General features: G+C 45.8%; 13 protein-coding genes and 1 pseudogene. 6 read left to right on the forward strand and 8 right to left on the reverse strand.

Going from position 1 to position 12,543, the window contains the following annotated elements:
• The first annotated feature begins 62 nt into the window (after window positions 1–62).
• Window positions 63–611, forward strand: coding sequence for an HD domain-containing protein (locus tag ACLGGO_RS32985; protein WP_446422485.1), 549 nt, complete (start codon window positions 63–65; stop codon window positions 609–611).
• A gap of 269 nt (window positions 612–880) precedes the next feature.
• Here the strand turns inward: ACLGGO_RS32985 and ACLGGO_RS32990 are convergent, their stop codons facing one another.
• Window positions 881–1,258 (reverse strand): hypothetical protein, encoded by a 378-nt coding sequence (locus tag ACLGGO_RS32990; protein ID WP_446422486.1) that lies wholly within the window; start codon window positions 1,256–1,258, stop codon window positions 881–883.
• A gap of 531 nt (window positions 1,259–1,789) precedes the next feature.
• Between ACLGGO_RS32990 and ACLGGO_RS32995 the strand changes: the two genes are divergently transcribed.
• A complete protein-coding gene (locus ACLGGO_RS32995) occupies window positions 1,790–2,044 on the forward strand; it encodes a hypothetical protein (protein WP_446422487.1) in 255 nt (84 codons plus the stop codon).
• A gap of 122 nt (window positions 2,045–2,166) precedes the next feature.
• Here the strand turns inward: ACLGGO_RS32995 and ACLGGO_RS33000 are convergent, their stop codons facing one another.
• The 6 genes from ACLGGO_RS33000 to ACLGGO_RS33025 form a co-directional block, all read right to left on the reverse strand.
• Entirely contained in the window at window positions 2,167–2,808 is a 642-nt protein-coding gene (locus ACLGGO_RS33000) for a transposase (protein ID WP_446396333.1), read from the reverse strand.
• Between the two features lie 70 nt (window positions 2,809–2,878).
• Window positions 2,879–3,415, reverse strand: coding sequence for a helix-turn-helix domain-containing protein (locus ACLGGO_RS33005; RefSeq protein WP_446422488.1), 537 nt, complete (start codon window positions 3,413–3,415; stop codon window positions 2,879–2,881).
• A gap of 687 nt (window positions 3,416–4,102) precedes the next feature.
• Window positions 4,103–4,456: a DUF6527 family protein gene (locus ACLGGO_RS33010; RefSeq protein ID WP_446422489.1), complete on the reverse strand. Its 354-nt coding sequence runs from the start codon at window positions 4,454–4,456 to the stop codon at window positions 4,103–4,105.
• A gap of 5 nt (window positions 4,457–4,461) precedes the next feature.
• Window positions 4,462–5,877: a ThiF family adenylyltransferase gene (locus tag ACLGGO_RS33015; protein ID WP_446422490.1), complete on the reverse strand. Its 1,416-nt coding sequence runs from the start codon at window positions 5,875–5,877 to the stop codon at window positions 4,462–4,464.
• The gene (locus tag ACLGGO_RS33020) at window positions 5,874–6,254 is read right to left on the reverse strand and encodes an E2/UBC family protein (RefSeq protein WP_446422491.1); all 381 of its coding nucleotides are present in this window, start codon (window positions 6,252–6,254) and stop codon (window positions 5,874–5,876) included. The genes ACLGGO_RS33015 and ACLGGO_RS33020 overlap by 4 nt, the downstream gene beginning before the upstream one ends.
• 3 nt (window positions 6,255–6,257) lie before the next feature.
• Window positions 6,258–6,713 (reverse strand): multiubiquitin domain-containing protein, encoded by a 456-nt coding sequence (locus tag ACLGGO_RS33025; RefSeq protein WP_446422492.1) that lies wholly within the window; start codon window positions 6,711–6,713, stop codon window positions 6,258–6,260.
• 104 nt (window positions 6,714–6,817) lie between these two features.
• Between ACLGGO_RS33025 and ACLGGO_RS33030 the strand changes: the two genes are divergently transcribed.
• The 3 genes from ACLGGO_RS33030 to ACLGGO_RS33040 all read left to right on the forward strand — a co-directional run bounded on the left by ACLGGO_RS33030 (window position 6,818) and on the right by ACLGGO_RS33040 (window position 11,811).
• Window positions 6,818–7,177, forward strand: coding sequence for a helix-turn-helix domain-containing protein (locus tag ACLGGO_RS33030; protein ID WP_446422493.1), 360 nt, complete (start codon window positions 6,818–6,820; stop codon window positions 7,175–7,177).
• Window positions 7,178–7,323: 146 nt separating this feature from the next.
• Entirely contained in the window at window positions 7,324–7,887 is a 564-nt protein-coding gene (locus ACLGGO_RS33035; protein WP_446422494.1) for an ImmA/IrrE family metallo-endopeptidase, read from the forward strand.
• Between the two features lie 612 nt (window positions 7,888–8,499).
• Window positions 8,500–11,811 carry a helicase-related protein gene (locus tag ACLGGO_RS33040; RefSeq protein ID WP_446422495.1) on the forward strand — a complete coding sequence of 1,104 codons (3,312 nt, stop codon included), beginning with the start codon at window positions 8,500–8,502 and terminating at the stop codon, window positions 11,809–11,811.
• Between the two features lie 55 nt (window positions 11,812–11,866).
• On the opposite strand, the gene ACLGGO_RS33045 is transcribed toward ACLGGO_RS33040, so the two are convergent.
• Window positions 11,867–12,082, reverse strand: a complete 216-nt coding sequence (locus ACLGGO_RS33045) for a tyrosine-type recombinase/integrase (RefSeq protein ID WP_446422496.1) — start codon at window positions 12,080–12,082, stop codon at window positions 11,867–11,869.
• Window positions 12,083–12,174: 92 nt separating this feature from the next.
• On the opposite strand from ACLGGO_RS33045, the pseudogene ACLGGO_RS33050 reads away from it, so the two are divergent.
• A pseudogene (locus ACLGGO_RS33050) lies at window positions 12,175–12,339 on the forward strand (transposase); the annotation flags it as partial.
• Window positions 12,340–12,543: the final 204 nt, after the last annotated feature.

Consider the following 12,543-nt stretch of genomic DNA (forward strand, 5'->3'; position numbering starts at 1 on the left):
TTTCTATTCTGTGCATGAAAACTTCTACTTTTCCCCTTCAAATTAGCTTCTCAAATTAGTTTGTGAGAAATGCGGGTTTAGTCTACGCCACCCGACTACATAACCATCAAGTCCGAAAAGGCAGTGGTATTCCTTATATCTCTCATTTGATCAGTGTCGCCGCTTTAGTCTTAGAAGACGGCGGCGATGAAGACGAAGCGATCGCGGCTTTACTCCATGATGCCATTGAAGACCAGGGGGGCGACAAAACTCGTGTAGAAATTCACCAACGTTTTGGGCAAAGAGTCGTTAATATTGTCGATGGATGTACTGAGGATAAAACGCTGCCCTCACTTTCCTGGAAAGAACGCAAACTCAAGTATTTAGAAAAAATACGTCTAGCTCCCCCAGAGGTTCGTCGCGTTTCTTTAGCAGACAAACTCCACAATATGCGTTCAATTGTCGCCGATTGGGAACGAGTTGGAGAAAGCATTTGGCTCCGATTTACAGGCGGTAAACAGGGAACACTTTGGTTCTATCAGAGTTTTCTTGAGATTTATCAGCAACAGCATTCTACTTTTTTTACCCTTGAATTGACAAGATTGATTTCGCGACTCGAAGTTGCTTGTTAGGCTTAGGATTAGAAGCGATCGCGTGAATCACAACAACAATGGCTTGAATCGGAATGATTACCCGATCAAGCCGTAGCGATCGCGCAATTTCTGCTGAGGGTGCTACTAGGTAATAGATTATTTTACTCAAGTAGACTTGTTTGTAAGCAGTGCGACATTCACTTGTCCCGGTTGGGATCACACTCAACCAGTGGGATCACCAAGGATAAAAACTTAAAGCTTACCAAACCTTACCTCTAAACTTTGGACAAATATCATCTCAACTCTGTTTAACCTGAGTAACCGACATTTCTAGCTCTTTTCGCTTTAAACCTTGAGCGATCTCTTCCATGTAGGCTAATGACTCCTTCCACTTCGTTTTTATCACTTAACTTTATCCATCCACACCCGCTTACTTCATCCATCTCATCCTGCCCCTCCCAAGTAAAGGCAAAACGCTCTTGACTATTTTCTTGCTCTAAATATCCATCGAGGCAGCCTGTAACCAACCCAAATTGGAAATCACCAAGATTATCGGCTTGAATATTCACATAGGCTTGCGTTTCCATATTAAAATAATCTTCTTCCCACATCTCCATCTCACAAATGTGCCATGTCCCTACAAATGGGTGATGTGCTTCTTTGTTCTTAAGTCTCTTTACATTCATTGTCAACTCCAGCCAATCTTCATTGTAATCATCCCACCTGTTATCACTATCACAACTACTCTTTACTCCCACCAACACTCCCACTGGAGACTAAACGACTCTATCCCCACTTCTCTTTGCGGGTGACATACGTGAGAGCAGTCCTATCGCACACGAGCCAGCGATCGCATCCTTACTCCTTGCTTATGGACAAATCTCTGACATTTTTCCCACTAACTCTAGTGCAGCGCGGCAGAAATACTTGAGCAGCTCATCTTAGAGTAAAATGGAACAATGAAGCCAAAAAAACTGGATGACCTAATCAAATATTACACTCACAACAACCTTCGCTATGTCTGACCCCTGTCCCCTCCCCGGATCTGGCGAATAGGAGGTATAACCCTCTGTTCAATCTAAACAACTGTAGAAAATAATATCCAACCCCAATAGTTTCAGGGATAGCTGAAGCTTTTACAGTGCAAACGTACTAGACTAGGCGCTAAGCTTTATCCCGTAATAGTTTTAGCAATCAACCTCTCAAAAATAGAAACCATGTTAGTCTGGCAAGCGCTTCATGATCGCGAAGCGCTTGTAAATAGACAATCTTATCGGTTGAAACTCCCGCTATCATTGGGATTGAGCGCGATGGTACATAAAATGAGGCGCGTCAAAAATCGCCGCAAGGCGCATGGTGAGGCAGTTTCAATTTTATGTATGGTGAACTTCAGTTTGACGCCAAAGTCAGCAGCCAGTAGCGGTCACAGGATTTTTGAGGGAAGCGTGCGATCGCGTGATTTTATGTCCTGACGATTGCCAATAATTGCAAGGCTATTTGAATAAGGGTTTTAGGCATTTTATAAGTGAGAAAGCGAGAAAGCCCGAAATTAAATACAGCGTATTGCCCAAAAATGGGATGCTCTTGTATCATATCATTCAAGCTTGTTGCCACCCTTGTACTTCCATTGAAAGGGTTTAGACATAGTACGGTTGAAGTAATCAATGAATTCTAAAATGCGAGAGCTTAATTCCACAGTAGAGGTAAAACTGGCACGACGGAGCAAGCGTCTCACTAAAATACTGAACCAACACTCAATCTGATTTAACCAAGAGGTATGTTTTGGGATGTAAACGAAACGAATACGGTGGTTGGTATCAGACAAAAAAGCGGCACGGCTGGTCATGGACTTAAGAATCCCTTTTTGTTCCTTCACTCCCAAGTCGGTATCGATTTGACAGCAAGCAGCAACCAGTCGCACCAGGGAAGCTGATTTGTGAATGTTGAGTTGGTCAACCAGAAAAATCCACTCCCCATCCGGGTCAGTTTCAATGGTATTGGCTATATGGTTGGCAAAGTCGCATTCTTGGCGAGTTGGACTAATCGTAGGAGCGATTGCTTTTCCTGTAGCAATCTCCAAATTGGCAATTAGGCTAACTGTACCATGGCGAATGTACTCAAATTCTTGGTATTCAATGCGCCCTGGTTTCATCGGTAAAGTTCTAGCCGCACGTTCGAGTGCCTGGATGCCTGTCATCTCATCGGTACTTACCAGATGAATTCCTTTTTCAGACAAAGTTTGAGCTTGTTCATACAACTGGCAAATGGCTGTTACCTGTTGTTTGAATTCTTCTGGGTCATCCGGGTTAGCATTGAGCCAGTAACGACTTCGATGGGGTTGTAAAGTTGCCTCGTTTTAAAAAACGTCCCACACTGCGCGGGGAAATTTGCTCTACTATACCTCGTTTGACTATTTCCGAGACTAACTCTTGGGCTGTCCAGTGACTCACTGGATGCCCCACCCTAGGGGGCGACTCGCAAGCCAGGGCGACAATCTGTACGACTTGCTCCGTTGTAAATGTAGCTGGAGTACCTGATCGGGGTGCATCGGCTAAAACGGCTATGATCATTTGTAGCAGTTGTTTGTCGCTGATACCCTCGCCTTCCATACTTATCATATGGTTAGCTGCCGCCGACCAGCGCTGTCGCCACCTCCGTACCGTGTTACGTGCCAATTGCAACTGTTGAGCTATCTGACTATTGTTCATACCCTCGGCAGCCAATAAAACTACCATTACCCGTTGCACTAATCCTTGAGGACTACTGTAGCGACGCACTACCTGTTCGAGTAAAGTTCGCTGTTGCTGTGATAATTTAATCCTCAGGGGACGGGGGTCAGGCATGGCTAAGGTTGTTATGAGTGCAATAGTTTGATTAGGTCATCCAGTTTTTTTGGCTTCATTGTTCCATTTTACCCTAAGATGAGCTGCTCAAGTATTTCTGCCGCGCTGCACTAGTTGGAATCTTAGCGGTACGATGTACCGCCCAGCCGAGGAGTTCAGGAGTGCGATCGCGATCCCCAAATCCCAACCTCAATAACCAACTCAATTTTCCTGGTTTCGCGGCTTCTCCACACCTGACCCATCACCCCATGCCAGTTTTCACCAAGGATTGCAGAATTTTCCCGAAAATCGCTCTCTTCCCGGAGGCTATGAAGCCACTTGTGATCAGATTGATCACAAGTTCAATCCGGCGATCGCATTTCTACGCTCAAGGGGGTGTACATTGTACACCCCCTTCCCAGTCAATTCCCTCTGGCGTATAACTTAATAAAGCTTAAGCGATTAATAGCCAACATTGAGCAGCGCCCCGACTTGCACCGCGTCGGCGATCGCGTCCAACAAAAAAGCTGAAACTCTTGAATTTTCATACCTATATATAATGAAGGGATTTTTTCCAAAATCCGCCGCGTTTATGATAACTCCAAGGCAATGGATTAGAATAGGTGGTTTGGATCATCGAGCGCGATCACAGACACGGATTAACTTGATCGGGTTGAAGTGTGAATATGTTCATGGTTGAAGGCGCGATCACAAAGGCGAATCAACCCATTCAATCTGACCTTTCCGTACCCAAAAATGGCACTTGCACTCATTAAGCTGTCGTACAGATGGATAAACTGTTGGACGCTTTAACCAGTCAAGAACAACTTTCCATGATGGACGCCGTGAAGTATTGAGAGACAAAAGAATCACCTCTCCACATCCTCCTGGGCAGCGAAAGCAAGCCCACTTTCGATACTTTTCATCTCCAACGATTACAATCTCACTAGGGGCAATTTCTTCTGGAGTTGGATGAGAAGATATTATCCGACCTATCAATTCTGGCTGCTTAATCAGCCGAAGTGAAAGGAGAATGTGTCGAACAAGAGAGCGCAAAAACATAGGGCTTATACCTGATCAAGAAATGGCTCAACATCTCCTCTACCCCAGCTTCCATTTGTGCTACATACTGGGCAATACTCATTAGCACGAACACCGGGCTGTCGATCCGTCTGAAGGTGATACTTTCTAACTTTTTGAGGCATGGCTCCCTCTTCCCCTCGAAATCCTTGGAAACGGTGAACCATCTCCTCAAGCGCCATAATCGCTACATCTGTTGTGAACAGAACCACGGCTGGACTCGGATTGCCCTCCCCAAAGACATACGCCTCAGCTTTCCGGCGTTCATACTCATCGGGTTGGTCGCGTTTGAGTGTCTCATCACGGGCGATGACTGGATTAATCACTTCACGACAGAGCAGACAGGTACATCCAGGTAAAAGCGTTGTCACTCTGCCATCTAAAGCTTGTATCTTCGGTGGTTCTGATGAGGAAACTTCAATTGCTAACCCCATGTCAAAGACTGGTGTAAGGTAGTAGTAAGCAAAACGGTTTAATAGTAAGCGCCCTGCGTGATCGTCTGTGCAGCTAAATACAACATCGCATGACTTCAAAACATCCCGGCACACTGGATCGCCTATCCAAGCTTGGTAGCTTTTCACCTCAACACCGATTCCCAGCATCGTAAGTGATCGCCCAACCACCTCCACTTTGAGGCGCTGCTCTTGAGCATCAACCCATGTCGCACCATGCAGCCGATTCAAGTTACTTTCCTCAACAACATCTTTATCAAAAAGGGCAATCTGCCGAACTCCTAACTTTGGCAGCAACATAGCCACTGCGCTGCCTGTTCCACCACAACCAACGACACCAACCCGCAAGATGGACAGGTCTTGCGTCAAAGCCTTACCAAAAGCAAGGGATTGTCGGTGGAAAACTGAAAACGATACCCCTTTTCCTCGACCTGGGTAGTAAAGCTGAATCCTATTCCCAACACAACAGATGAAATCTAGTGACTCATACTCTCTGGGATTTATCCAGCAACGTCCAATTAAATTTTTCTCTGAAGTCAAAACAAGGCTAAGAAGCCTCGTCGTTTCTCCATTTCGATTTTGAGCGAGCTGCACCAAATCGGGTTCATTAATATCGTCCTGATCAGAGAAGGTTGCAAATCCACCCGGATGACTATGAACAAGGGCAACGGTCATCCTGTTAGCCTGAGCCAGATTCAGGGCTTGAACAAAGGAATCCGTCTTCCAGGTAATGTACTCAGATGAACACGAGACAATTTCTGCGTCTGGGATGGACAAAACATCAAAAGACAAATACTTCCGACGAGGTAGGTTACTCCACGGATCGGATGGAATAAAGGCTTCACCACAAAGCAGATAAGCTGCTCGTTCCCGCCCATCCTGGTGAAGCAATCTGTTTTTTAACTCTTGGAGGTGACGTTCCTGTAAGGTCAGACTCACAAAGCTGTTCATGCGGCAACCTCCAAAGCATATTCAATACGCTTGAGCATTGTCCAAATACCATCGACTCCACGTCGCCACTCGTTGTTATGGCGAGACCAGCGCTGCCACGAGCGTCCACTGAATGAGAAGGGATTGTTAGCAGCTTTTGGATAGCGGTTGCCCTGCACAAGCTTAATCCAAGGCTCAAGATAAAACATATCTGGTGCAACATCTGGGTAGCCTGGAGGCAGAATGATCAACACATCTACCTGGTTTGCGTTATATTTTTGAGCTGGGAGCCTAAATTTGGGCAGGACAATACCCTTGTTACATCCATCCACAATTTCTTCAAAGGCAAAACTTTTGCTCTCCAGGTATTTCCGGTCTCGTGAAGGCAAAAAGGTCATGGTCTAGCCCTCCGTCGTGGTTTTCTTACCGGTGAAGAAGCGCTCAACTCCTTCGGCATTAAGGTCAACCATCTCAGTGTTTTCTACCGGGCGGTCTTCCCCTCCCCTAACTTCCAGCCAGACTCCGTAAGTTTGAGGATCAACTCCCGCAAGCTGCTTAAGCTTCAGTCCAGTAATTAGCGGTACTCCCCACTCAAAACGGCGTCCGTCAATTACAAAGCGAAAAGAGCGATCACTGCGCCATGTGATGAAACGTTCCACACCTTGCTGTCGCAGATCTACCGTCTCGTCTAGACGAATTTCTTCGAGTTGTCCTCCTGAAAGCAGATAGAAAATCAGGTACTCGTCTGATGGTCTCTTCCCAGCCGTGTCTAGGAGTTGAAGTCCTGTGATGACCGGATCGGCTACTGAATAAGTATCCTCGTCAATTTTGACTCGGTAGCTTTTTGACGTAACCATGTGCAATCCTCCCAATTGCTAGAGTGATTATCAATTGCTATTGTGCAATTATTTATTTTATTGCACATCTGCCTTAAAATTGCAAGTGAGCAATTGGAGGCAGAATGGGAAAGGTAGAGTTCAATGTGGAGTCCTTTTATGCGGCACTAGACAGTCAGCGGCAGTCTAAGAAGCTGACATGGAAGCAGGTCGCAGAAAAATCTGGGGTCAGCGCATCAACTTTAACCCGAATAGCACAAGGAAGAAGACCTGACGTAGATAGCCTTGCTGCGTTGCTAACATGGTCAGGTCTCAAAGCCGAATTATTCTTCTCTCAAGGTGTTCAACAAACCCAAATAGAATCCGACCCTCTCGCTAAAATCACGGCGTACTTACGGGCGGATTCTCATCTAACACCCGAAGGAGCAGCAGCAATTGAGGCAATAGTCAAAGCGGCTTATGAAAAACTTCGTCAAGATGGTTAATCCCACATTCGGCAGGTTGATCCACATGTAGTGCGTTAACAATGGTTGTTATGGCAGATATAAAGTATAGTGCATCTGAACTACACCGTAGGCAGCGCCCGAAAAAAATTCCTACACTATAGACAGTGGTGCAGACTGTGGGGTTGATGATGAAATTACGCCGTGGATTTAAGAAAGAAGCCAATAACTACTCCAGAGAATTTCGAGCGGAGCTAGGACTCAAACCCCATGCCCCTCTCTGTCCCTGGAAACTTTCTGATCTATTAGGCATTCCTGTCGTTCCACTGTCAGAGTTTAAGAATGAGTGTCCGACACAAACCGATTACCTAACTCAGAAAAATCGAGAATGCTTCTCTGCCGTAACCGTCTTTAATGGTCATCGCCGTTTAATTGTCCACAATGATTCGCATCACCCTCACCGACAGGCATCCAACATCGCTCATGAACTAAGTCATGGGATTTTACAACATCCCCCAACTGCGCCCTTCAGTGAATATGGCTGCCGTAACTTCAACAAGACGATAGAAGACGAAGCTAACTGGCTAGGACCGGCTCTTCTGATTTCCGAAGAAGCTGCTCTCCACATTGTCAAGAGAAAGATAAGCATGGATGAAGCCGCTAACTTCTATGGCGCGACCAAGCAGGTCATCAGGATGCGGATCAATGTGACTGGAGCCAAAAAGCGCGTAGCGGTACAATATACCGCCTAGTCGGGGAGTACAATGCTCAAAATCTCAACCTCCAAAGCTAAAACGCGATCGCACTCCATCTCCCCACCCCTAACTCTTTGGCAGGAACCCTTTGGCAAGAACCCGAAAATCGCCAATTGAACAACGGGATGCGATCGGATCGCTCCCTGTCAGCTTCCAGCCAGCTAAAGAGTCAACCTAAACTAGCCTGACGGCTTCTTTGGGGTGAAGTGGCACTTAGGATCAAGACACCGGGGATTTAACTAGCTCAATCAGAGGACGCGATACTTGCTTACGTCCTATCTGACACGAGGGAGCGATCGCATCGCCATTTTTTGCCGCCAGTCCGAGCGTGATCGCGGGTCTTCTCACTTGCGACCATCTGAAACTCCCCCAGACTGAATTCCTGTGTTAACGCGGCTTGAGCAAACGATCTATAAATAGATCTCCCTAAATTCCGTAAATATACCAGATGCGATTCGATGCATCTTCGGTTAAATTCGATATAAAGACCATCCGAGAGGCTCCTTCGCTATGCCCGTAACCGAATCGCTATCGACCGCCGTGCTGGTTTGGAAATGACTGGAAAGGATAACCAATTTGAGCTGACGAAAATTAAATTTAGGGGAAGTTATGCCTGAGCGGTCACTACAACTGGATGATTTACGTGATATCGGTAGTCCAGAGAAAATAGCATCTCTGTTCAGAAAATTAGGTTATAACGCCGATGCACAACCGTTAGATATTGATGACCTCCAGTTGTCACCGAGAAGCGGTGAAGCGATTTACGACGCTTACATGATAGCTGACCAAGGCAGTGGCGGACTCCAAGTTTGGCTGTTTCAGTTGCAACCGGATGAGTGGACTTCTCCTAGCACTGCTAGTAGTCGGATGAGGGCGATCGCCTCTCAAGTTGGGCGTCGGGAGACAGAATTCTTGCTGCTGGCTACCAAGGATTATGACCAATTGATGTTGGTTAATTGTCGTAAGAGCTTTGATACTCAAAAAGATGAACTCAAAGCCAGCATTAGAAAGCTGCTGATTGACCGCACCAACCCGACTGCCTATGACTGCGATCGCTTAAATGAGATTGCCGTTCAAGGTCGCAGTCCCCAGGAACTCTACAAGGTTCAGTGCGAAGCATTTGACATTGAGAAGCTAACCAAACAGTTCTACAGGGGTTACAAAAATTTATTTGAGAAGGCTCAGAAAGTTATCAAGCAGTATAACCCCCATCACTACTTTGATGAATCAGACCGCTTGCACCAGTTCTCCCAACGCCTGTTAGGGCGGATTATGTTTCTGTACTTTTTGCAGAAGAAGGAGTTTTTGGGAGGCGATCGCACTACATTAGAGCTTGCCAGTTTCCAGCAGGAAGGATTTGAACGAGCGGTTAGACTGCTAGAGCGTCATCGGGGTTGTATGGTAGCTGATGCTGTAGGTTTAGGTAAGACCTACATCGGCTTGCGAGTGCTGGACTACTACCTCATTAAAGAACGCCGTCCCGGTTACGTTCCCCGTGCATTAGTAGTTTGTCCAGCTCAATTGAGAGACTTGATATGGTATAAGAAACTAGATGAATTTGGACTTAAAGCTGACGTTCTCTCTCATGAGGAAGTAAGCCGTCAAACTTTTAGGAGTGCTAATTACAGCAAATATGACATTGTTGTAGTCGATGAGTCCCACAACTTCCGCAATAGTTCGACTAACCGCTATCGGAACCTACAAAAGCTAATTAGTAGCGGTAAGCGGAACAAGCGAGTATTGCTGCTGACAGCCACTCCCATCAATAATAGTATTTTTGACCTCTACCACCAAATGTTACTGCTCACTCGTGGGGGTGAAACTTATTACCGAGAGTGGGGAATTTCCAATCTTCAGGGTTACTTCAAAGCCTTAGCTAAAGGTAGCGTTGAGATTACCGAACTGCTGCTACAGACAATGGTAAGACGTTCTCGCCAAGACGTAATCAGACGACAAGCAGCCGGGGAGGAAATTCGCATCGCTGGCAAACTGATTCACTTTCCCAAACGCCGACTAGAACAATTCACTTATAACTTTGAAGATATTTATATTGGACTCTATGCTGAAATTGGCAACCAGATTGACCAGTTGCACCTTGCCGCTTACAATATCAAGGCATTTAAGAAAAAGAAACAAAGAACTGATGAGAATGAAGTTAAACGCAATACTGCTCTAGTCGCTCTGCAAAAAGCTTTATATCTCAAGCGGCTAGAAAGTTCGCTAATTGCGTTTAGAAATAGTATCCGGAACCAAAGAGACTTTCAGGAGAGATTCTACGAAATCATCACCAATGAAGGTAGGCTACTAGATAGTAAGAACTTCCGCAGGCTGGTTTTGGCAATTGAAGATGAAGAAGAGGAGGGTTCAGTTAATGCCATCATTGAATCGTTAGATGAGGTCAACCCCAAAGACTACTACATCGACCAGTTGCGATCGCACATTGAAGCTGACCTGAATATCCTCAACGACATTCTCAACAAGCTCGACCAGATTCAAGGCTCTGTTGAAGAAAACATAGACTCTGATCGCAAGCTAGCAGCATTTAAGCACCTGCTGACCGCTCAGCTCAAAGGTCAAAAGATTCTGGTGTTCAGCTACTTCAAAGACACGGCTAACTACCTGTACAACCAACTACTCAATGATGAAGACTGGTTAGCACAGATGGCAGTTAACGGGCAATCGCCAGTAATTGAACTCCTGACAGGTGAAACGTCCGCTAAACAGCGAGAAGAAAAGGTCAAACGCTTTGCCCCTAAAGCCAACCACCAAAGCGAAGAGGAATTAGAGGCTCTCCAACAAAACCCTATCGACATTATCATTTGCACTGATGTTCTGTCCGAAGGGCAAAACCTACAAGATGCTGGGGTGCTGGTTAACTATGACCTTCACTGGAACCCAGTACGAATGATACAACGGGCGGGTCGGATTGACCGTCTGGGAACTGACTATGACGAGCTATTTATCTATAACTGTTTCCCAGAACAAGGTCTAGAGAACTTACTGGGATTGGTAGCACGGTTGCAACAAAGAATTGCAACCATTGACCGCGAGGTGGGACTTGACGCCAGTGTTCTGGGAGAAGTCATTTCAGATAAATCTTTAGAGGAATTGTATCGACTCAAGAGAGCCGACACCGATGCCGAGAAAGAAGCCATCCTAGAGGAACTGGAACAAGCGGCTGATTTGGTGTCTCTCGATGAGATGCGCTTGCCCTTACTGGAGTTTATTAAACAAGCCGGTCAAGAACTCGTTGAAGAAATCCCCTTGGGAATTCATAGCACCCGACATTTCAACATTCCCGATTCTAATATTCGAGATGGAGGTATCTTTCTAGCATTTCGCGCTGGTGATAAGCACTTCTGGCACTTTTACCCCCGCATTCGTGGTGCTATAGCACTAGACCCAAATTATCTAGTTAGCGACAAACGCAAGATTTTTAACTGGCTTAAGTGCAAAGAATCTGACTTCCCTCCTCCAGACCAACTGTTGCCAGTACCGTTCGACAATGCCATTTTCGCGGTACTCGAAGGCGCTACTCTAAATTTAATGACCTACTTCAAAAAGCAGCAAACCAGCAGGCAGATAAAACCTAAGCTGACCAAGCTTTTACAGAAGATTCACCATGCATTAACTCAGTTTAACCTCTTTCAAGAGGAACCAGCCGACCAAGAAGCTATAGAGCGCATTCTGAAAGTAATTACCACCGTCAACCTTCGTATTTACGAGCGTGACATCAAGGAAATTTGGGATAGATACGTTCAGCATCAAGATTTAAACGTATTGACTTCTGAGTTAGACGAGTGCTTTGTTGAAAATGACCAGTACAACGAGATTGGAGAGGAGGAAGAACTAACTCCATTAGAAATGATTCAAGAAAAAGATATTCAGTTGGTGTGTTACCAGTGGTTTAAGCCTGAATGAGTAAGCCCCTGCTCAGAACGCATCGACCCTGGTAGACCAATTCCAGTTGATGCGGTCAAATCGGGCGGAATTTTCCGCCGTGTAGCGGACGGTGTGCTGAATGTTTTTTGTGACTGAGGTAGGTTTGTATCGAGCGGGTAGGCATTCCCTGCTCGGCTAGGGAATAACCGCAGGCATGGTGAAGCAGATGAGGGTGGATTTTAATGCCCAAGCCAGCAGCTTCGCCAGTGCTAGAAATAATCTTAGCGAGCGCATTCCTATTTCTTGCCATTGGTTCGGGCGCGATCGCGTACCCGCTCCAATTGATAATTATATTTCACCGATGTGGAAATCCCCATATTGAAGTAACTTATTAAGACTACGCTATCGAAAAGCAAAATCGTTAATACCTTAAAAGGGGTCTCTAGTCGTCGCTATGGGCAAGCTGGATACACAAACGAGAGCAAAAACAATCTTTGGAGTCCTAGCTACTTTTGGGTTTCTGTAGGCGGTTGCACTCTTGAGGTGCTGAAACAACGTCATCAAAAATCAAAACCGTTCCTTCGCTTCGCTCAAGGACAAAGCTTAGAAGGACGGGGCTTGAGACCCATCAATTCCGGTCATAATGAATAGCTAGAAAAATCAGCCAGCGATCGCAAACTGATAATATTACCCTTCTAGGACGAAAGCAACGCCTCTAAATCAGAGAGTATCTGCTCCAAACGCTGCTGCTTGTGCGGATCATCCCATACC

This window comes from Coleofasciculus sp., from assembly GCF_046565525.1.
Taxonomy (GTDB): domain Bacteria; phylum Cyanobacteriota; class Cyanobacteriia; order Cyanobacteriales; family Coleofasciculaceae; genus Coleofasciculus.